Raw genomic sequence first — 21,413 nt, 5'->3', positions numbered from 1 at the left:
ATGGAATGACTATCCGTTTCGATATGGATTCAGGAATTCCGACATCGAGACCGGCCGACTGCGACAGCGCCGCCTCTTCTCCGGCAGCAGCTGTAGACCCTGTCCTCGCTACCGTCGAGAACAGTTCCAGCTGCCGGAGCCAGAATCGTACTGCCGCCATGGTCAGCCTTTCTGCACCAGCCTTGGACGACCGTCGTCGGGCGTGCTTGCCGGTGTCGTGACATCCGTCAGCGCGTCCAGCAGCAGCTTCGACAGGTGCGCGCGCGGATTGTCACGCGGAACCAGGATGCCGAGGCGACGCATCAGCGGCGGCGAACCGAACGGAATCGTACGGATCGTCGCCGGGAACTCGTTCTCGACGCCGCGGGCTGGTACCACCGATGATCCGAGGCCATTGGCCACCATCGCGATAACACCCTCGAGCGTGTCGATTTCCATCGTGGAACGGACGGCAATCTGTCGCCGCACCATCTCCTCCTGCACAAGCAGTCCGACCCGAGCCGTGCGGTTAAATCGCACGTAAGGAGTGGTTTCCAGCACCCCCTTGTCCGAATCTCCCCGCGTCGTGACATGCGTGATCACCACGAACTCTTCGTTGAAGAACGGCATGAATTGCAGGTCCAGGCGTGGCACCTCCGGCTCCGTGACGACCGCAACATCGAGCTGCCGCCGGTACACCGCCCTTTCCAGATCGTGGGTAAGCCCGGTGGTCAAGTGAATGTCGATGCGGTGTCCCTGCTGGTGGAGCCGCTTCAATGCCAGCGGCAACACTCCCGATACGCAGGTATGGACAGAGCCGAGCTTGAGCACCCCTCCGGCGGCTTCACGCTTGAGCGCGGCGGACATGCTCTCCCAATGTGTCAGCAGGTCGCGCGCACGGTTCGTGAACGCGAGGCCTGCGTCCGTCAACACGGGCGGCCGGCGGCTCCGATCGAAGATCGTCATGCCGAGTTCCTCTTCCAGGGAACGCATCTGCATGCTCACCGCCGAGAGGGAAAGCCCGATGGCATTGCCCGCCTCGGCAAAACTGCCTCGGTCCGCAATGGCTACCAGTGTGTAGAGTGTCTTGACGTCCATGGCTGACAAATTGGTGTGTGGTTCAGGTCGCTAGCTTGCCGCGCCGCCATTTTGCCGTATGGCTGTGCGCATCGCCGCCTAAATCCCCAGCAGGCGGCGAGCGTTGCCGCCCATCACCTTTTCCATGTTCTCGGGACGGATCGGCAACGTCTCGAACCATCGCTTGTAGTCCCGCACAGGGCAGAACGGAAATGAGCTTGCATACAGCATCCGGTCAGCCAGGAATGAATCTGCGGCCTTCACGTATTCCTCCCAACCGGGCATCCGCGAGAAGTACATATCGGGCGAAAGGTACATATTCGGGCGTCGGAACGCGATGTGCAGGATCTCCGTCACCCAGGGCCAGCCACCGTGAACGACGACGACGTTGAGCTTCGGAAAGTCGGCCAGGACCCGATCGGTTCGAACCGGATCGGAGTAGCTCAGGTCCGGCCCGGCCGTGCCACCCACCATCATGATCACGGGCACGTTCAGGTCTTCGCAGTGTGCGTAGATTGGATACAGGCGACGATCGTCCGCGTACATGGGAATCGGATAGGAGCCCGGTTCGACGTTGATCGCTTTGAAGCCGCTGGCGACCGCTTCCGAGATGGTCTTGCACGCAGCCACGCGGTTGGTCGGATCGATCGATGCCGCACCAATAAAGCGTCCCGGGTAATCACGCACGATCCGCGCCACGTCCCCGTTGGACACGCTTCCCAGCGTTCCGGCGAGGCGCCCCACCACGACACCCTTGTCGACGCCGGCTTCATCCATTTCCTCGAGCAACAGCTCCATCGATTGCTGTTGCGCGGCAGGCGACGGTTCAAAGCCCACCGTCCTTGTGAAGCCGTCGCGGCGCTCGCCAGCTGAGTACATCAGCGTATCGAGAAAGCCACCGAGCGGCGGTCGGAGTCTGAAATCAACGATCATGTCTTGTTCCTGGCTGGTCTGCTAAGGGAATGGGCTTACATCACCTCGTTCTTGCGGTCATCCGTCTCGCCGTACCGGTGCAGCGCCGGCGGCTTGAGACCGGCGTACAGCTTCTCGATTCCGGCGTTAATCACTTCTGCATGCTGTGCAAACAGCGAATTGCCTTTTAGATCGCTCTCGACGATGAATGGCCCGAAGTTTTCGACCTCGAACATCCACATCGCCTGCGCAATGCCTAGTTCGTCGAGCCAGAACACGTCCCGCACCCGCTTGATCCCTCGGCCGAGCAGCGCCCCCGTGCCATAGCCTACGGTCGTGAGATAGATGGCGCCGCCGGGCGCCAGCACGCGCTTGTAGTCATCGGCAGGCATGCCGCCCTTGCCGATGAAGATCCGGCATTCCGTCTTCTCCATCCACTTCGGAATCCACTTGGAGAACCGGAAGCTTGCCGTCGCAGTCACCGCGCCGACGTTGTAGCCACCGTCTTCATCGGGTGCCGCCGCCGGTGAGCAGTGGAAGTTGACGTTGCTGAGCCCACGCAGCTCTACCGGCGGCTCCAGGCCTTCATCGAGCACCTTCTTGTAGATGCCTTCCCGCGCTGTGTAGATCACGCCCGTCAGGTACACGGCCGATCCCAGCTCAAGCCTTGCGATGTCTTCCGTGGTCGCGGGCAGGTTGATGTGGAAGACCTTCAGTTCATCGTCTTGCGGATTTACCATTCGACCGTCTCCCTGCGCAGGTAAGGGGTGAACCACTGGGGGTCCGTGCGATATTCGATGCTGCCGTCTGCGTGAATCCGCGCCGTGGCGCGTCGCGAAGACAGGCAGAACGTGTGAAGGCTGATCGGCATGCCGCCCGTATGCGTATGCCCCACCTCGATATGGCAATCCACGACCATCGACGAGCCCACGAAGCCCATGGCGCCCATGCCGATCGAGTTACCCAGCTTCTTCAGCTCAAGCTCGAGTTCGGCGATCTTCGGATCGGGGTTGCGATCCCCCACCACGCGCAGACATGCCGCCTGCTTGCCGAGCTGCATGCAGGTGTCCTTCGACCCGCCCAGGCCGATCCCGACAATGGCCGGCTGGCATGCCAGGCCGCGCTTGCCAAAGGCGATCAGCGTGTCAAGCACGAACCGCTTGATCCCATCGATCCCGTCGCCCGGGAACAGCATCCGGTAGTCGGTGCCGAACAGCCCGCCCTTGTGCACGGTCGTGATGTCGACCCAGTCGGTGTCCGGCTCGAACGACCATTCGATCTCGGGCGCATTGATGCCGACGTTGTTGTTGTTATCGGTGCGCCAGAGCGGGTGCACGCGGTTTGGACGTAGCGGAACGGCCAGCGTGGCGTCGGCGGTGGCTTTGCGCAGCGCGCGTTCGACTGCGACGAAGCCGCGCTGCACGGAAGCGTTGTTGCCGACCTTGACGTAGTAGCGCGGCAGTCCGGTGTCGGCACACATGGGCCGGCGGTCCTGGTCAGCGGCTTCCCAGTTGTCCTGCATGGCGTGGATGACGAAGCGCGGCAGCTTTCCGGTCTCGGTCTTCTGCAACGCCTGGATGCCTTGCTTGTAGTCTGTGGGGATCTCGATCGCGGCGCGCTTCATGATCTCGAACGCGGCTTCCTCGACCCGATCGATAGCGATGGTCATCGTAACGGTCCTCTATGCTGCAACTTTCGGGGGTTGACCGGCCTCACCGGTAATCAGTGACGTGCCCGGCTTGACGATGTCGAACTTCACCGGAACCATTTCCAGGCGAATATCGTCGCCATCCGCGGTCACGCGGGTGTAGCGGCTGCCGTGCAGGTCACCGGGCTCCGGAAAGTCTTCGCGGAAATGGGCGCCTCGGCTGTTCTCGCGTGCCAGCGCGGAGACGGTAATCACGCGCGAGATGTCGACCAGGCTCTGCAGGTTGAGCCAGTCGTGCCAGGTCACGTTGTAGCGGCGCTCGCCATCGGGTACGCCCATGGCCAAAAGCGCGTCGCGATGCGCGGCGACGGAATCCAGGCCCCTGCGCATCGCCTGTTCGTTGCGCAGCACGCCAACGTCGTCCCACATCGTCTGCGCGAGGGCATCGCGCAATTCGTGAATGGCGCCGGGAGTTTTCGAGAATGGATACTCGGCGCGCTCGATGCCGCTCAGGATGACGCGCCGGTCCGGTTCCTTCCAGTGCTGCACCCCAGCCACATACGCGGCCATCGAATCGCCAGCGATGCCGCCGAACACCGTCGAGTTCGCCACGCCGTTGCCGCCCAGGCGATTGGCCCCATGCACGCCACCGCAATCCTCGCCGGCCGCAAACAGGCCGGGCGAAGCGGTGCTGCAATCGACATTGAATTCCACGCCGCCCATCAGATAGTGGGCGGTGGGAACCACTTCCACACGACCGCCGGCCAGGTCGAAGCCACAATCCTTGCAGCGATTGACCATCCCCGGGAACGTCTTTGCCACCTTGTCGGGCCCGAGGTGACTCATCTGGATATAGATGCCACCCATTGGGCCGGTCCGGCCGGCGCGCATTTCGGAATAGATGCCGCGGCTGACCACGTCCCGCGTCGCACGCTCGCCGCGCGAATCGTAGTTGGTCATGAAGCGGTCGCCGTTGCCATTGATCAGCCAGCCGCCCGCACCTCGCAGACCTTCTTCCAGCACCGTGCCGGTCATGCGGGTGTCCGGGCCGCCGAGCAGCCCCGTCGGATGGAACTGGACCATCTCCATGTCCCGCAGGCTCAGGCCATAGCGCATGGCCATCGCCAGGCCGTCGCAGGTTTTGTCACCAGAGGGCGTGTGGTAGCGGTACATGGTCGGGCCTGCGCCCGTGGCCATCAGCACGGCCTTCGCCTGTACGAAGCGATAGGTGCCGCGACGCATGTCGATGAACAACACGCCAGCGATACCCGATCCATCGGCTGCCGGAATCAGCTCGATGGCCCGGTGCTCCTCCATTTCCTCCACATCGAGTGCCCGCACCTGCTCCATCAGCCGGTTGATGATCTCGATTCCGGTCAGGTCAGCCTTGTGGACCGTGCGGTCGAAGCTCTGGCCGGCAAAGGCCTTCTGGTGCAGCGTGCCGTCGGGATTGCGGTCAAAGAAGCAGCCGATCTCGTTTTCCAGTTCGCGGACACGTTCGACCGCGCCCTCGACCAACCTCCAAGCGAGGTCCTGGCGTGGCAGCCACTTGCCACCTTCGATCGTGTCCATGAAATGGCGCTCGACCGAGTCGCCGACCGACAGCGCCACGTTGTAGCCGCCCTGGACCATGCGCGTGCAGCCGCATTTTCCAAGCAGGCCCTTGACCGCCACGGATACCTTGAGCGCGGGATTTGCCTTCTTGGCGTGCAACGCCGCGAATAGCCCTGCCCCGCCCGTACCGAGGATCAGGATGTCTGTCTTGTGGTTCTCGATTTGCATTTCAGATTACCCCCAGGGCAAAGATCACGCCGACAAACAGCGACAGCGCACCACCCCAACTGATCCATGACAGGCGTGCGTCTCGGGTGGAACTCCATGGCAGCAATTCCAGCGCCAGCAGTCGCAGCCCGAAGCACATGTGAATGGACAACAGCAACACCAGGCCCCATTCGCCGAACTTCACCGCACCCATGTCGGCAAATTTCAGGAACGCGTCCATGCGCGCATGCTCGTCCAGTGCGAGCCCCAGGACATAGAAGTGCGCTGGCAGGAAGATGCCCAGTGCCATGCCGGACAGACGGTGCCCGAGAAAGGCCCAATAGGCGCGGTGGTTTCGTGGCGACTTCATGACAGCAGACCTCCCACAGCCGCCACGGCACGCAAGCCCATCGACAGCAGCAACAGTCCGAACAGCAAACAGGACACGGACGCCGCGCCACGGCTCAGCCGGGCCCATTCGATCAGGATGTTGCGCAGCCCGATTGGCACATGGACCGCCACGCTGATCACGAACAGCGAGTAGAACGGAATCCAGAGCAGGCTGCCCTGCGTGCGCGAAAGGATCTCGGCAGCAGTCAAGCCGCCACGGACTGCGTAGAGAATCACGCCCAGATGCACGAGCACGAATGGCGCCATGACCATTGCGCTGAGACGCTGGAGTGCGAACAGACGCTGCTCCATGATCAGTCGCCTCCCTTCAGGAATTGCAACAGCGCATTTTTCTTGAGCCCCGCAATGCTGCCCGTCGGGCTCAGGCTCACAGGGCAGTGCGTCATGCAATTGCCCTGCGTGTGGCAGGAATTGCAGCCGCTACCCGACGTCGCCTTCTTCAGCACGTCCTTCGGATCGGCGTGGCGTTCGTCGTTGAACAGGGTCCACGCGCGGTTCAGCGCGGCGGGTCCGAGATACTCCTTGTCCCATGACACGACGTCGCACGAGGCATAGCAAACGCCGCAGTTGATGCATTCGATGGCGGCGTCGGCCATCTTGCGCTTCTTGCTTGCCGGGGACACCGCTGCCGGCGGATCGTGGCGCGTCGCCGTGCCGACGAAGGTATTGCCGGCCTTCTTCCATTTGTCGAAGAACTCCGACATGTCGACCACCAGGTCCTTGATGCGGGGCATGTTGCGCAACGGCTCGATGACGATCACGCCATCCTCTTCCACGCGGCTGACGTGCGTGCGGCAGGTCCAGCGTGGCTTGCCGTTCACGGTCATCGCGCAGGACCCGCAGACGCCCACCCGGCATGCGAAGCGGTATGACAAAGTCGGATCGATGTGGCGCTGCACTTCGGTCACCACGTCCAGAACGGTCTGGTTCTCGCGCCACGGTACTTCATAGGTTTTGAAATCCCCTTCCCCGGTGCCCCTGGCAATGCGTACCGCAAGCGTGCGTTGCGCGGCCTTTGTCGCCTCCATCACTCTCTCCTGTCTCATTCAATGCGCTGTCGCGCCAACCTGTTTGCGCGCGAAGACCGGCGCAGGATGACCTTCCAACTGATGTGCGTTCCGTGGCCTTCCGCAGTTGAGTTGAAACAAGTTTAAGTAATCTATTTTTCTGAATCAATAATATATAACTTGATATTTTTTGAATTTAATGGCGAAAAATGGCGCCTGGGCCACTCGTTGTGCGGGTTGTCAGATAAGGTTGGGAGGCGTCGACGAGAAGCCTTGCGAAAAGGTCTCCCGCAAGTAGTCCACAAAGACCTGCGAGACCCGCGAGGCGTGGGCCGAATAGGGTCGAATGGCGTAGAGCCAGTCTCCGAATGCGCCGGTGGAGCGCCACTGTGGCAGAACCTCGACGAGTCGACCTGTTTCCAGAGCGGACTGCGCACTGAAGTCCGGCAGCAGCGCGATACCCAGGCCTTCGATCGCGGCATCGCGCAAGGCTTCGCTGTTGTTGACGGTCAGGGGACCTGTGACTGGCACTGTCACCGGATCAGCATGCCTGGCATTGGCCTCCGCCACCGCAGGGACAAATGTCCAGGTTGGCGTTCCCTGCAGCCGGGGATAGTGCAGGCATGCGTGCTCTGTCAGGGCTTGCGGCGTCCCGGGAGTCCCGCTGGCGCGCAGGTAAGCGCGGCTTGCAACAAGGACCGTGCGTGTTGACGCAAGGGTCCACGCCACGTGGGTTTCTGGCGGCGTCGAGGTATGCCTGACCGCAATGTCGAAGCCCTCCTGGGCCAGGGGCCGCAACCGATCCGACATGTCGAGTTCGAGCTGGATCTGCGGATACCGGCGCAGGAAATCAGGCAGGCGTGGTACCAACTGCTGCCTGGAAAACGCCACCGGCGCCGTGACGCGCAGGAACCCTCTTGGCGCCCCGGCCAGGTCTCGGACATTGGCATAACCTGTGGCGATCTGCTCGAACGCGCCGCGCATGGCATCCACCAGTTGCCGTCCGGCATCGGTCAGGGTTGCACTGCGAGTGGTCCGCTGGACCAGCGTAATCCCCGCCGCCTTCTCGAGATCCGTGATGTGCTGGCTCATGGACGCCTTGCTGACGCCGAGGCGCGCCGCCGCCTTGCTGAAGCTGCCCTGCTGATGCAGCACCACAAGCCAGTGCAGGTGCTCCCAGAGGTCCTCGACGTTGTCCTTGCGCATGCAATGCTCCTAGATCGACACATTCCGATAGGGGTATTTCATATCTATAACATGCTAGTAGCTAAAATTCCTGAACAGTCAGTTCGGCGTTCGATGACTAGCCGTTGGCAGGCCCCCCCCATACACTCCAGAAATCGAAACCGCGGCGGGCATGCCAGATCCCGCCCAGTACTGACAGGAGATGCCCGTGACTACGCCCTATACCAACCCCGCAGATGTCATTCATTTCGTTGCCGGCAAGCCGTACGAAGGCAACGGCAAGCGATCGCAGGCGGTGTTCAATCCCGCCACCGGAGCGGTAGCGCGCCAAGTTCGCCTGGGCACGGGCGAGGACGTGAATGCCGCCGTGGCTTCCGCGCTGGGCGCGTTCCCGAAGTGGGCCGACACCCCGCCAATTCGCCGGGCCCGCGTGATGCTCAAGTTCCTGGAACTGATGAACCGGCACAAGGACGAACTGGCCGCGATCATTACGGCAGAGCACGGCAAGGTGCTAAGCGATGCGGCCGGGGAAGTCAGCCGCGGCATCGACATCATCGAGTTCGCCTGCGGCATCCCTCAACTGCTCAAGGGCGACTTCACGGACCAGGTCTCGACCGGCATGGACAACTGGACCCTGCGCCAGCCGCTGGGCGTGGTGGCTGGCATCACGCCGTTCAACTTCCCGTGCATGGTGCCGTGCTGGATGTTCCCCGTCGCCATCGCGGCAGGCAACTGCTTCATCCTGAAGCCCAGTGAGCGCGATCCTTCGGCCTCGCTCTTCATGGCACGCCTGCTCAAGGATGCGGGGCTTCCCGATGGCGTTTTCAATGTCGTCCAGGGTGACAAGACCGTCGTGGACGCCCTGCTCCATCACAACGACGTCAAGGCCGTGAGCTTCGTCGGGTCCACCCCGATTGCGAACTACATCTACGAGACAGGCGCCAGGCTTGGCAAGCGGGTCCAGGCGCTGGGCGGGGCAAAGAACCACATGGTTGTGATGCCCGATGCAGACATCGACCAGGCCGTGGATGGACTCATCGGCGCAGCGTACGGCTCGGCCGGCGAGCGTTGCATGGCCATCTCCGTGGCAGTGCTCGTCGGCGATGTGGCAGACAAGATCATGCCGAAGCTGGAAGCGCGCGCGCGCGAACTGGTCATCAAGAACGGCATGGAGGCTGACGCCGAGATGGGCCCCGTCGTGACAGGCCAGGCGCTCGAACGCATCGAAAACTACATCGCGCTCGGTGTGGAAGAAGGCGCCAGGCTTTTGGTCGACGGCCGCAACTACAAGGTGCCTGGTCACGAGCAAGGATTTTTTACCGGCGGGACGCTGTTTGACAACGTGACCCCGGACATGCGGATCTATAAGGAGGAGATCTTTGGCCCGGTGCTCTCATGCGTGCGCGTGGATGACTTCGCGCAAGCCGTGAAGCTGGTCAACGCGCACGAATTCGGCAATGGCGTGGCCTGCTACACCCGCGACGGGCAAACTGCCCGCGAATTCGCCCGCCACATCGAAGTCGGTATGGTCGGCATTAACGTGCCGATCCCGGTGCCGATGGCATGGCATGGCTTTGGTGGCTGGAAGCGCTCGCTGTTTGGCGATATGCATGCCTATGGTGAGGAAGGCGTGCGCTTCTACACGCGCCAGAAGAGCATCATGCAACGCTGGCCCAACGATACGGCTCGTGGAGCCGAGTTCGCGATGCCCACTGCTAAGTGATAGCGTGAAGGGGTCGACGCCGGGCGAACAAGCCTGGCGTCGGGAGGCGCCCGTCGGCGCTATGGTGGCTTTCATGAAGTGGTTGCAACGGCTCCCTCAAGATTCTGGCTGGCGTATCGCGCATATGGCGGGGAATTCCATTGCCATGCGCCTGCGAAATGCGTAAGGTGCGAGCGACCGCGGCCTGAAATGAGCCGACCTGCCGAATGGAGTTGCCATGACATATGACATGCCGTCTGCGACCGAAACGACCCCTGAAGGCCTGAAGAGCTTGATCGAGCATATCGGAGTTGCTGCGGCGCAGGGCACCCTTGACCCGGAGTTCGTGCGCAAGCTGGTGAAGCGTATTGCCAATGAGTTCCAGGAAATGAAGGCAGCCAGGCTACCCGGCGACCGCGAGCTTGCGGGGCTCGAAGAGCGCATAGAAGCCCTGTTGCTGGCCGCGGATCGCAAGCACGGCACCAGGCTGACCAAATCGCTGCAGAAGCTGCGGGAGCATGAAATCCCCTTCGCCGGCGGTGAGCCGAACGCGGGCCAGTCGCACTAATCCTGAAGAAAAAGGCCGCCGGCAAGTCTGATGCGCGCTTCATCTTCGACCCGCCTGGCGCGAAGCCGAAGGACGCCACCGGCGTGACGATCAGCGCGCCCGTCAGTGACGATTTCCTGGCAATGATGAGCGCAGTCCAGGCTCGGGTATTCGCAAAGTTCGCGGGCAGCGCAAAGCTCCGGTAAATGGAACGCGAACTCGAGCTCGAACTGCTGCGGGACCAGGTCGCAGGGCTGGTCGGCTTGCCCCGGGTTTCTTCCAGCTGTGTGGAGCCGCCACCCAGGACAAGCTCGTGAGCACGTACCGGCAATTGCTGCTCGGCAGTTCAATCAATAGATCGCGTAAACCTTGCGGACCGGCTCGATGATGTCCCAGCGACCAGTCCAGCCAGGCGGCAGAATGACCAGATCGCCGCCGCAGATCTCGATAGCTTCGCCACTCGAATCGTCGGTAAGGATTGCTCGGCCGGAAATGATGTAGGTGAACTCCGTGTCCGGACGGTCAACGACCGGCCAGCCGCCTGGCAGGCACTCCCAGATGCCCAAGTTGCCCACGGCATCGGGGGCAAGGCGCTGGGTGGCGATTTGCGGGTCTCCGCTATCGGCACCAGTTCGTTGTCCGGCTGGGGTGAGTCCCGCTGCTGCAATATCGCGCGCTTTCACGATGGTGAATTTCTTCATTCAATGCCTCTGCTTAGTGAGCGCCCGTCAGCTTTTCCAGCAGCATGGCGGTGCGCGAAGGTTGGTTGGTTAGCTTCTCTTCATAGTCGCTCAGGCCTGCTGCGAACAGACCACTGTTGACGCCCAGCCACCGCAAGGGCTCAGGCTCCCATGCCGGCGAGTTGTGGTTCACGAAAGGTAGCCTGTTAATCTCCTCGTCGATGCCAAGGATCATGTTTCGCAGAATGCGACCGGCCAGGTTGCTGGTTGCCACGCCGTCGCCTACGTAGTTGCCGGCCCAGGCAATTCGCGTGGATGGGTCCATGCTCACGGTCGGGCACCAATCGCGCGACACACCCAGCGCTCCGCCCCAACGGTGCGTGATCGTTGCATCAGCCAGTTCCGGGAAGAAGTCCACCATCGACGCATGAATCCTGGCGTGTGCCTCACCCATCTGGTCGACGCCGTCCGACATCTTCGAGCCCCATTGGTAGGGCGCGCCACGACCGCCAAATACCAGGCGACCTTCAGCGGTAACCTGTCCATAGACACGCAGGTGCCGCATGTCATTGAAAGCCATCCGGTGATCCAAACGCAGCCGATGTCTAAGCGACTGAGGCAGCGGCTCGGTAGCCAGTACCAGCGAGTAGAGCGGGATGACCGAGCGACGATGTTCGGCCTGCTGGCATGAAAATGCTTCCGTGGCGCGCACAACGGTATCGGCCCGGACTTTCCCTTCCGGAGTAGTAATGCTCCCGGGCAAGATGCTAGTCGCCTCGGAGTTCTCATAGATACGGGCCCCCATGGCTTCAACCAGCGAAGCCAGTCCATGCACCAGTTTTCCGGGGTGAATGAGGGCGCAGTGCTCGGTGTACAGCGCTCCGACGACGCCGGTCGCCTTCACCTTCTGCCACGCCTGGTCCCCATCCAGCGCGTGCCACTGATCCGGAAGACCGAAACGTGTCGATGCCTCTACCGCCGCCTTCACTCTTGTAAGCTGCGCGTGACTACGCGCCAGCGAAATAAAGCCTTCCTTCTTGAAGTCGGCGTCAACTCCCTCCAGCGCCAGCGTGCGCCCCACCTCATCGACTGTCTCGTTCATGGCGCGCTGAAGGTGCATTGCGCCAGCGTGCGAGTACATCTGAGCGACCCTGGAGAGAGAAATCGGAAAGATCGCTGACGCCCATCCACCGTTGCGCCCGGACGCACCGAAGCCGACGATTTCCCGTTCAACCAGCACAACGCGCAACGAAGGTTGTGCCTTCAGCAGGTAGTACGCCGTCCATAATCCGGTGTACCCAGCCCCCACAATCGCCACATCGGCCTCGACCTCTTCGGTGAGCTTGGCTCGTTCTCGACCCAACTGATGCCACAGTGGGCGCAGGGGCAGCTTCAACAATTCAGTTTCCGGGCGCATTTGAGAATCTCACTTCGACGGAGGTAAGGCTTACTTGCCAAGGCTGCTGGCCTGGCGAGCGGGCTCGACATGATTAAGGGCTTGAGGCTTGTCCGATCGCACCAGCTTCATCACGCCATATGCAAGGACGATGGTGACGATTGCGATCAAGCACTGGCCCAGGCTTAGGCGGGTGGCAGGGTTGATGCCCATGCTGACCAGCACCGCAATGATGGCCGCAGTGACGAGAAGGGGCAGCCAGGGGTGAAGCCACATCTTGAATTTCAGCGTGCCCTCGCGTTCCCACTGCTTGCGCAGCTTCAGTTGAGAGAGGCAGATCATCAGGTAGACGAAGAGGAAGACCGCGCCAGACGAATCGAGCAGGAACTGGAACACCGTATCCGGCCACAAGGCTGCAATCACCACGCACCCGTATCCCACCAGGGTTGAGGTGGCAACCCCCCAGACTGGCACGCCGCGACGGCTCTTCCTGGCCAAGCAGGCGGGGGCCTCGTGGTTGGAGCTAAGGACGTGCAACAGACGCGAGGACGTGTAGAGACCGGCGTTAAGCACAGACAGCACAGCAACCAGGATGACCGCGGTCAGCAAATCGGCCGCGCCCGGGATGCCGACCTTCTGCAGCGTTGTAACGAAAGGCGACTTGCCTGGGACGATTTCAGTCCAAGGTTGCGCGACAACGATGAAGAGTGTTGAGAGAACGAAGAAGACGAGGATGCGCGCCATCACGGTATTGACGGCACGGCGAATGTTTTGGGAGGGATTGTCAGACTCAGCGGCAGCGATGGTTGCCACCTCCACCCCGGTCATCGAGAAGATTACCGATACGACGCCGGAGAACAAGGCCAACGTACCGTGAGGGAGAAGTCCGCCATGCTGCGTGAGATTGCCGAAATCCGCCGTGGAGCCGGGCCACAGCTTGAACACATAAGCGCCGGCGATTACCAGGAACACGACGATGGCGGCCACCTTGACACCTGCGAACCAGTATTCGGCTTCCCCGAAGGAATCGACCGACAGCAGGTTAAGCAAGGTCATCAGGACCATGAGGCCCAGAGCTATCATCCAGACCGGGATGTGCGGTAACCAGCCGTTAATGATCTGACCCCCGACTACTGCTTCGAACCCGACGACGATCACCCAGAAGTACCAGTAGAGCCAGCCCGTGGAGAACCCGGCGATGTCGCCGAATGCCATGCGGGAATAGTCCACGAACGATCCCTTTGATGGTCGCGCAGCAGCCATTTCGCCGAGCATGCGCATGATGAGACCGACAATTACCCCGGTAATGGCGTAGGTAATGAAGGCGGCCGGTCCAGTCGTGGCAATCACTGAACTGGAACCGACGAACAGGCCGGCGCCAATGACGCCGCCGAGCGCCAGCATGCTGATGTGGCGAGTTTTGAGCACCCGCTTGAGGCGGGGGTCATGCTCTGATTGGATAGGCATTGCTTGTCTCCTTCGTCATCAGTCGTTGTGACTGTTATGCGAAGGAATACTAAGCAGGCAACGAACCACTGCCTATGCGAAAAAAGATGATGTCGCGGGTCGCCTTTGTACAAATGTATGAAAGGTTGGAAGCCCCCTTTACTGTCCGCACCTTCCGGAGTATCAGGCTTGCTCGGGGAGCAGCCTGGCATTCCTGCCCGCGGTCAACGCGATCCAGAAACGCGCCGTTCCGTCTGTGCTGGTGGGCTTGAGGCCGGTCAGTTGCTCGACCAACTTGAGGCGGTACACCAGGGTCTGGCGATGGATACCCAGATCGAATGCCGTCGCCTTCCAATTCCCATCGTTTGTCAGGAACCGCATCAGGGTCGTCAATAGACAGGTCTCATGGACCCGATCATGTTCAATCAGTGGCCCGAGATACCGCCCCACCAAGGCTCGGGCCTCGGCAAGTGATTTTGGCGCCATAATGAGCCCGGTCTCAGCCTCGCCGTACCGGAGGGCGGTGGTCTCCCGTTCGATGGCCTGGACAAGGGCAAGCCGCGCCTGACGAACGCTCTCCCGGAAGCCTGTCGCCACAGAAATGGGGCCGCTTATTCCAATCGTGGTCCCGTCGCCAAGGCTGCGCAAAATGGCATCCAGCGCCTCCTGCTCATCCATGGAGAGCGCCAGAAGCACATCATCCTGAAAGAGCAGCGGCGTTCTGTTTTGAAGCCCTGGCGCCTGGTGTATTTCGGCAGGTGACCATGGGCCTGCCTTGGCTGGCTGGATGGCCAGACAGACCAGAGTACCCGTCAGGCCGCGTCGCTCCAGCATTGGCCGAACAAAAGCGAAATCCGTATCGTCTTTCAACAAGCTTCGAAGCAGGTCCGCCCCCTCTTCACGCTGGTCGTCGCGATGAATCATCAGTCGTTCAAGCTCCACCGCTAGCAGACCGACAAGGGAGCGGACAACCACAGGGTCCTCAGGAGCCTTCTGCTTTTTGCGGCGTATGACCAAGTTTGCTCTTGTGCGCCCGCCGATGGCGACGCTCTCGGCAGTGGCGGATTGCTCCGGCTTCCGGTGCGGTGAACTGTCGGAGGCAAATAGCGTCACGCCGGAGGCGGCATCCTCGATGCTCAGGCTTATTCCTAGATTTCCTGCCAGGACGGAAAGCCGGCCCGAGAAATCCGCGTGGTCACGCATGGCCTCTGCATAGGTTTGGAAGAGGCGTTGGCTGGCTTTGAGACTCTCGCGCTGCGCCTGCAGGACGCTTTCAATGACGTGGTGCGCCAGCTTCACGAATTCAAGCTCGAAGCTGGCGCCAAGGACAGGGAACATCAGGCGCTCGGCGGTCTCGAGCATCTGTTTCGACAATTTTGGCGCACCGGCTTGAGGCGCGACCACCAAAGCGCTGCAATTGGTCTGAGCAAGCAGCTCAAGCCAGTGCACCTGCTCTTTTGGCGACCTGGGAATGCCAGTGCCAGTCGTCATCACCAGGTTGCCGGCACTCACCCAGCGCCATGGGTCCGGAAGGTCGACTGCGTGCGCCCAGTTGATTAACCGGTGCGTGCCGGCAAGGCCGGCAATCCCTTTCAAGCCCAACGAATCCGTGTCGAGCAGCTCCTGGACGGTGATCACTACAACGCTCCTGGCGTGCAACATAGCAAGAGTGTGAATCTTGCCATGCTGACGGACCGCAAGTAAGACGTGGAACGTGGCCAGCGTCCGTCCGCCAGCCCTCAAGGCATCACTGGGGCATGATAAGGAAGCGTCCTCGCGAACGCCCAAAGCATAAGCAGCACCAGCGGCGTGTGAACAAGCAACTGGGTGAACGTAAAGCCAACCACATCTTTGGCCCGGATACCGAGCACACCCAGCAATGGCAGCATCCAGAACGGATTGATCAGGTTCGGTAGCGCTTCGGCAGCGTTATAGACCTGCACTGCCCATCCCAGGTGCACCTTCAGTTCGTTGGCGGCCTGCATGACGTAGGGCGCCTCGATGATCCACTTGCCACCGCCGGAAGGGACAAAGAACCCCAGCACGGCGGAGTAGATCCCCATCACGGCGGAAAACGACTCCGTGGTCGCCATCGAGACAAAGGCAGACGCCAGATGGTGGGAAAGAGTGGCGCCATCGACGCCGGTCGCCTTGGTCAGGATAAAGGCGATGCCGCCATACAACGGGAACTGGATCAGGACGCCGGACGTTGATGGCACCGACCTCGCAACGGCGCGCAAGAACCGCTTTGGCCGCCAGTTCAGCAGCATGCCCAGCAGCAGGAACAGGAAGTTGTAGGTATTCAGGTTAGAGATGGCAAGAATTGGATCCTTGGCGGAGAACTCCTGGTAGAGCCAGCTTGCCCCCATGGCGACCAGCAGCAGTGTCAGGATGGGGCTGTACTCCAGCCACTCGCCTGGCCGTGACGGCCGCGAAAGGCCTTCGTCCGCATCATTCAGATCGACGCCCATGTCGGCCGCCGTGCGCGCGCGGTCCTCGGTCGGCGCCGAGAAGTATGCGATCAGCAATGATGCGACGATCAGCACCGCAGTCATCGCCATCGATTGCCACAGGAAAATTGTGTCCGAGAACGGGATCACCCCGGTGATATCCAACAGCGACTTGGGCAGGCTGGCAGGATTGGCCTGCAATTGTGCGGCCGAGGAACTCAGCCCCAGCGCCCACGTCGCGCCCATGCCGAGATAGGCAGAGGCACTGGCCGCGCGGTAATCCACCCGGAAGCCGCGGCGCCTGGCAATGGCACGCACCAGCAAGCCACTGAATATCAGGCTGATCGCCCAGTTGAGCAGCGAAGTCAGCAGGCTGACAAGGGCCACGAAGGCTACAGCGCCGCGCGCCGTGCGCGGCAGCGAGGCCAGCCGGGCGATCAGCATCGATGCGGGGGGCGAGACGGCCACAACGTAGCCGGCGATCGCGACCACGGCCATCTGCATCGTGAATGGAATCAGGCTCCAGAAGCCGTCGCCGAAGGCTTTCGCCACGGCCGGCGCCGGTGCGCCCGCCAGCATGGCGCCCGCCGCGACCACCACCACGGCAATGGCCGCGAAGATATAAGAGTCGGGAAACCACCGTTCCGACCAGTCGGTCACGCGTATCGCCAGGCCTTCCAACCCGCCCTGCTGCGGCTTCCCGGCATCCGCAATTGCCATCCCTGTTGTCTCTTTCATGCTGAACTCCTTGGCAGTTTCCTTGATCGTTCTAATGGTTCGCTACGGCTTCGAAGCACATGGCCGCCGCAGCCAGGTCTTCCAGCGCGGTCCCGACCGCCTTGAACACCGTGATCTCCTGCGCTGAGCGCCTGCCCACGTGCTCGGCGCGGCAGAGCCCGGCAAGATCGCTCCTGATATCCGTCCGCGCCAGCACGCCCCGGGCAATGGGCGAGAGCAGGTCGCCGGCCTTGCTTGCCGCCTCTTCGGTATCGACAAATACCGCGGTGCCGTCAAAGCACGCGTCGTCGGCTTCGCGCATTGCCGGCGTAAACCCGCCGATCAGGTCGACGTGGGTGCCGGGGCTGAGGTGCTCGCGGCGGATCAGCGGCTCGGTGGACAGCGTTGCCGCGCTGATGACATCGACCGCACAGGTCTTCGCGTCCAGGCGGCTGACGACATGGGCATCGAATCCGTCGGCACGAAGGCGGTCAGCCAGCCGATGCGCCTGGTCCACGTTGATGTCCCATACGCCCACCCGCTCGATCTCGCGCACGCTCCGATAGGCATAAGGCAGCAGGCTGGCGACCCGCCCTGCGCCAAGCACCAGCATCGAGCGGGCGTCCTTGCGGCTCAGGAAGGAGGCGCCAAGCGCCGACGCGGCGGCCGTGCGCCTGGAGGTAATTTCATTGCCGTCAATCAGGGCCAGCGGCCTGCCGGTTTCGACGCTGTAGAGGATGTAGGTCGAATACAGCCCGGGCAGCTTGCGCCGGTTGTTGCCGGGGTAGACGCAGACCGTCTTGACGCCCATATAACCACTGGAGACGCTCCAGGCGGGCATCAGCAGCAGCGTGCCGCAATCGCCGGGCGTGCCGGGCTTGGCGGCGACCGTGTGGTTGTGCCTGAGCGGCACCTCGCATCCGGACGCAAACGCATCGTTCAGTGCGGGGATCAGGCGGTCGAATGGCAGCGACGCCTGGGTGGTGGGCGCATCGATGTTCAGCATGGCGATACTTCGCAGGGGTGAGTGGAACGACATTTCATGCATCCAGGACCAGGTCGCTTGCCGGCACGGCCTGACACGCCAGGCAAACCCCCGCGTCGTCGGGGGCCTCGCCATGCAAGTGGTGTACCGATCCGGAAACGATCCTGACCGCGCAGCTCTCGCACTGCCCGACCCGGCAACCACTGGGCAGGCAGATGCCGCGCGCCTCGGCGAAACCGAGCAACGGGCCAAGTTCGGAGCGCCACGCGTGCGAGACGTTTGACTTGCGGAAGCGGACCAGGAACGCCTGTCCTGGTTCGACCCGCGGCAGCGCCGGCGAGCGGAAGATTTCCCGATGGATATCGAAACGCGGAATGCCCCGGGCCGTCATGCCCTCGGCAAACGCCGTCATCATTGCCGGCGGGCCGCACATGTAAATCAGCGGACGCAGGGCAAGGAGCGAGTCCGGGACCGCATCGGCAGATACGCGCCCATGCACCTGGAAGTCTTTTCCGGGCACGTCGCTATCGACCGGTGCGTCATAAAAATTGACCACCTTCAGCGTGGGAGTCAACGCTTCCAGTTCACGGATCCGGTGCCTGAAGGCGTGCATGCTGCCGTTCTGGTTCGCATACAGCAGCAGGATCGTGGGCGGCTCCTGCCGGCCAACCAGCGATTCGAGCAGGTTGATGAACGGCGTCATGCCAATGCCTCCGGCGACCAGGACCAGTGGCCTTGCCGTGCGGGTCGGCATGACGAAGCTGCCTCCTGGCGCGCGCAACTCGACGATGTCGCCCACCGCCAGACGCGTGTTGATAAACGATGAGGCGAAGCCAGACACTTCTTCGCCGCTGGCCAGCCGTGCTTTCGCGTGCCGCACCGAAATCGAGTAGTCCCTGCGGCGCGGCACGGCCGAGGGCCCAGTCATCGAGTATGAGCGGATGACCTCCTGCCGCTCGGCACCGACGAAGAGCTTGACGGTCGCGTGCTGGCCCGGCAGGAAGTCCGGGAGCCCGCAGCCGTCGACCGGCGCCATCCGCACGGTCGTGACATCGGCCGCTTCCTTGTGCAGTGCGACCACGCGGAACGGGCGGAAGCCCTCCCAGCGCCTGCGCCGGATATCGAAACCAGTCTCGCGCTCCACGCGGCAGCGGTAGGACCGCAGCGGCGACGAACCACTGATCGGGTCCTGGCGGCGGGCATCAATCAGCCCGTTGAAGTTCGCGCTACCCGCGCCACGCACGGCGATCGGGTCCTGCCCCATGGCATCGCAGCGCTGCCACCAGCCGTACTCGCCGACAACCACGGCGGGGTGGAGGCCGGCATGGACGCGTGCCGTGAACACGGCACTGCCGGATGGCGTCGTCACCCTGACGGGGTCCCCACTGCGAATCGCGCGGGCCGCGGCGATTTCCGCGGAGATATCGAGCTGGGGCAGCATCGCCTTGCGGCGCAAGGACGCCACCCCCCGCTGCTGGCTGTGGCAGTAGTAGCCATTTTTCGCCGACGTCATCAGGTAGGGGAACGGCCCCCAATCACCCTTCCCGTCGTCACACGCCGATGCGGGCAGCCCTGGCAAGGGCGGGTAGCCATGCCTGAGCAGGCGTTCGGAGTACAGTTCGACCAGGCCTGTCGGTGTGTTGAAGGGCCGGCCGGAGTTGTCGACGCGATATTTCATCTCGACGTCTTCGACCGGAACACGTACGCCTTCCGGGGATCGGCGCAGCGCCGCCACGGTCAACCCCATCGGCGCCAGCATGTAGTCCCAGCCGGCTTCCAGGCTGCCGCCGAAGAATGCTTCGCCCAGCCCGATTCGGGTGGCCAGGTCAAACACAATGTCATTGTCCGAGCGGGCCTCGCCACGCGGCGCAACCATGCGCTGGCGCAACTGCACCAGTTGCTCGGCCTCGGCCGACACTTCAAAGCCGATGCGCAGGCCTTCGCGCTCCCAGGGCGTATTCACCGGCAGCAGGATGTCCGCGTACTTCGCGCTCGGGTTCTCGAACAGGTCGCAATGCACATAGAACGCCAGCTCGCGCAGCGCCTGCTCGCCCATGGCGACATCCGGTTGCGAGAGCAGCAGATTGGTCCCGAACGCGACCAGCGACGTCACCGCATACGGCTGCTTGTCCGTGATCGCGCGATACAGGTCGCGCGCGGTCACCCAGCCCTGCGCCGGCGGGCCCAGCGGCCGCTCGTCCAGTCCCAGCGCCTTGCGGGCCTGGTCGGGGTGCAACAGGTCGAAGCGGCTGACGGCGCTAAATGGCGGCTTGCGATAGATGCGGTTGCCGCCGCGGCGGTCGAAGCTGCCGGTCAGGGCATAGAGGCAGGCAATGGCGCGATCCGTCTGGGTCGCGTTCTCATGCTGCCCCACGCCTGACCAGGCGTGATACGCAACGCTACGTGCCGCGCCGATCATGCTTGCCGCGTGGCGGATGTCGCCTTCCGCAATCCACGTCAGCGCGGCCGCGCGGTCGGCCGGATAGCACGCGCACTCTGCCGCATAGAGATCGAACGCCGGCTGGCACAGCACGGTTTCCCCTTCCAGGGTACCGGCCAGCGCCACGGCAAACGTCCCGCGCAACGCGAAGCGCTCCGGCTCATCGCGCATCTGGCCCGCCGCAACCGCCCGCTGCCCGCGTGCGTCCCACGCCACCAGGCTTTCCGCATCGTCCAGGCCGATGTCGTGCCCGCGCAGGAAGGCGCCGTTGTCCTTGCGCACCAGCATCGGCCCGTTGGTCCATTGCCGGACGAAATCGATATCGAAGGCATTGGCCTCGATCATCAGGTTGGCCAGCGCCATGGCCAGCGCGGTATCGCTGCCAGGCTTGACACGCAGCCACTGGTCGGCATCTGCAGCCAGGCTGGTCTGGCGCGGGTCCACCACGATGAGCCGGGCGCCGGCTGCCCGCCCCGCGCCGATGGCCTCCGCCTGCGACAGCCACGTGTTGGTGGGGTTGTGTCCCCAGAGGAGGATCAGCCCGGCATTGCGGTAGTCCGCCGTCGGCATGCCGCAGCCAAAGGTGAAGGCGTGCGCAAAGTCCTTGTGCCAGTTGCAGATCTCGGTGGCGTAGCAGGTGTTGGGGCTGCCATAGAGGCGGACCAGGCGTTCGATCCAGTCGATGCTGTCCGACAACGGCGTGCCGCTGGGTGTCGTCACCGCGAAGGCAACCGACTCGGCCCCGAGCGTGGCGCGCGCCTGCACCAGGCGCCCGGCAATTTCATCGAGGGCCTCTTCCCACGAGATGCGCACCCATCCCGGATCGGCGGCGTCCTTGGGGCTGGTCCTGCGCATGGGGTACAGGATGCGCTCCGCGCTGTGCACCAGTTCGGGCGCGGCCTTGCCCTTCAGGCACATCGCCTTGCCGGTGGGGTGTGCGCTGTCGGGGCGGACCGCAACGAGTGTCTCGCCCTCGACAACGTTGACGGTGCCGCAGCGAGAACGGCACAACGTGCAATACCCCTTCTTTTCCACTTCGCTCATCGCCACGTTCCCACACCTTGTATTCG

18 protein-coding genes are annotated in these 21,413 nt (G+C 62.7%); 2 read left to right on the top strand and 16 right to left on the bottom strand.

What is annotated here, in order from left to right; all coding sequences use genetic code 11:
* Positions 1-162: 162 nt before the first annotated feature.
* The 9 genes from CTP10_RS30225 to CTP10_RS30185 all read right to left on the bottom strand — a co-directional run bounded on the left by CTP10_RS30225 (position 163) and on the right by CTP10_RS30185 (position 8,001).
* Entirely contained in the window at positions 163-1,077 is a 915-nt protein-coding gene (locus CTP10_RS30225; RefSeq protein ID WP_116318400.1) for a LysR family transcriptional regulator, read from the bottom strand.
* A gap of 78 nt (positions 1,078-1,155) precedes the next feature.
* The gene (locus tag CTP10_RS30220; RefSeq protein ID WP_116318399.1) at positions 1,156-1,989 is read right to left on the bottom strand and encodes an amidohydrolase family protein; all 834 of its coding nucleotides are present in this window, start codon (positions 1,987-1,989) and stop codon (positions 1,156-1,158) included.
* A gap of 35 nt (positions 1,990-2,024) precedes the next feature.
* Positions 2,025-2,708, bottom strand: a complete 684-nt coding sequence (locus CTP10_RS30215) for a fumarate hydratase C-terminal domain-containing protein (protein ID WP_116318398.1) — start codon at positions 2,706-2,708, stop codon at positions 2,025-2,027.
* Complete coding sequence (locus CTP10_RS30210) at positions 2,702-3,637, bottom strand: fumarate hydratase (protein ID WP_116318397.1); 936 nt, start codon at positions 3,635-3,637, stop codon at positions 2,702-2,704. The genes CTP10_RS30215 and CTP10_RS30210 overlap by 7 nt, the downstream gene beginning before the upstream one ends.
* 12 nt (positions 3,638-3,649) lie before the next feature.
* Positions 3,650-5,398: an L-aspartate oxidase gene (locus CTP10_RS30205; protein ID WP_116318396.1), complete on the bottom strand. Its 1,749-nt coding sequence runs from the start codon at positions 5,396-5,398 to the stop codon at positions 3,650-3,652.
* Position 5,399: 1 nt separating this feature from the next.
* Positions 5,400-5,747 (bottom strand): succinate dehydrogenase, encoded by a 348-nt coding sequence (locus tag CTP10_RS30200; RefSeq protein ID WP_116318395.1) that lies wholly within the window; start codon positions 5,745-5,747, stop codon positions 5,400-5,402.
* A complete protein-coding gene (locus CTP10_RS30195) occupies positions 5,744-6,079 on the bottom strand; it encodes a succinate dehydrogenase (protein WP_116318394.1) in 336 nt (111 codons plus the stop codon). Before CTP10_RS30195 ends, CTP10_RS30200 begins: the two co-directional genes overlap by 4 nt.
* Positions 6,080-6,081: 2 nt before the next feature.
* Positions 6,082-6,816, bottom strand: a complete 735-nt coding sequence (locus CTP10_RS30190; protein WP_116318393.1) for a succinate dehydrogenase/fumarate reductase iron-sulfur subunit — start codon at positions 6,814-6,816, stop codon at positions 6,082-6,084.
* 219 nt (positions 6,817-7,035) lie between these two features.
* Positions 7,036-8,001 (bottom strand): LysR family transcriptional regulator, encoded by a 966-nt coding sequence (locus tag CTP10_RS30185; protein WP_116318392.1) that lies wholly within the window; start codon positions 7,999-8,001, stop codon positions 7,036-7,038.
* A 187-nt stretch (positions 8,002-8,188) separates the two neighbouring features.
* On the opposite strand from CTP10_RS30185, the gene CTP10_RS30180 reads away from it, so the two are divergent.
* Positions 8,189-9,703 carry a CoA-acylating methylmalonate-semialdehyde dehydrogenase gene (locus CTP10_RS30180; protein WP_233528009.1) on the top strand — a complete coding sequence of 505 codons (1,515 nt, stop codon included), beginning with the start codon at positions 8,189-8,191 and terminating at the stop codon, positions 9,701-9,703.
* Positions 9,704-9,920: 217 nt separating this feature from the next.
* Positions 9,921-10,250: a hypothetical protein gene (locus CTP10_RS30175; protein ID WP_116318390.1), complete on the top strand. Its 330-nt coding sequence runs from the start codon at positions 9,921-9,923 to the stop codon at positions 10,248-10,250.
* A gap of 329 nt (positions 10,251-10,579) precedes the next feature.
* Here CTP10_RS30175 and CTP10_RS30170 read toward each other — a convergent pair whose 3' ends face one another.
* The 7 genes from CTP10_RS30170 to CTP10_RS30140 all read right to left on the bottom strand — a co-directional run bounded on the left by CTP10_RS30170 (position 10,580) and on the right by CTP10_RS30140 (position 21,387).
* The gene (locus CTP10_RS30170; protein WP_116318388.1) at positions 10,580-10,930 is read right to left on the bottom strand and encodes a cupin domain-containing protein; all 351 of its coding nucleotides are present in this window, start codon (positions 10,928-10,930) and stop codon (positions 10,580-10,582) included.
* 13 nt (positions 10,931-10,943) lie between these two features.
* The gene (locus CTP10_RS30165; protein WP_116318387.1) at positions 10,944-12,326 is read right to left on the bottom strand and encodes an NAD(P)/FAD-dependent oxidoreductase; all 1,383 of its coding nucleotides are present in this window, start codon (positions 12,324-12,326) and stop codon (positions 10,944-10,946) included.
* 30 nt (positions 12,327-12,356) lie between these two features.
* Positions 12,357-13,772: an amino acid permease gene (locus CTP10_RS30160; protein ID WP_116318386.1), complete on the bottom strand. Its 1,416-nt coding sequence runs from the start codon at positions 13,770-13,772 to the stop codon at positions 12,357-12,359.
* Positions 13,773-13,934: 162 nt separating this feature from the next.
* A complete protein-coding gene (locus CTP10_RS30155; RefSeq protein WP_233528006.1) occupies positions 13,935-15,389 on the bottom strand; it encodes a PucR family transcriptional regulator in 1,455 nt (484 codons plus the stop codon).
* Positions 15,390-15,490: 101 nt separating this feature from the next.
* Positions 15,491-16,939, bottom strand: a complete 1,449-nt coding sequence (locus CTP10_RS30150) for a short-chain fatty acid transporter (protein WP_116318384.1) — start codon at positions 16,937-16,939, stop codon at positions 15,491-15,493.
* A gap of 31 nt (positions 16,940-16,970) precedes the next feature.
* A complete protein-coding gene (locus CTP10_RS30145; protein ID WP_116318383.1) occupies positions 16,971-17,924 on the bottom strand; it encodes an ornithine cyclodeaminase family protein in 954 nt (317 codons plus the stop codon).
* A gap of 34 nt (positions 17,925-17,958) precedes the next feature.
* On the bottom strand, positions 17,959-21,387 hold the full coding sequence (locus CTP10_RS30140; RefSeq protein ID WP_116318382.1) for a molybdopterin-dependent oxidoreductase: 3,429 nt from the start codon (positions 21,385-21,387) through the stop codon (positions 17,959-17,961).
* Positions 21,388-21,413 lie beyond the last annotated feature (26 nt).

The organism is Cupriavidus sp. P-10 (assembly GCF_003402535.2).
Lineage (GTDB): Bacteria > Pseudomonadota > Gammaproteobacteria > Burkholderiales > Burkholderiaceae > Cupriavidus.
The sequence above is the reverse complement of the archived record's forward strand: the minus strand, read 5'-3'. Positions and strand labels throughout refer to the sequence as shown.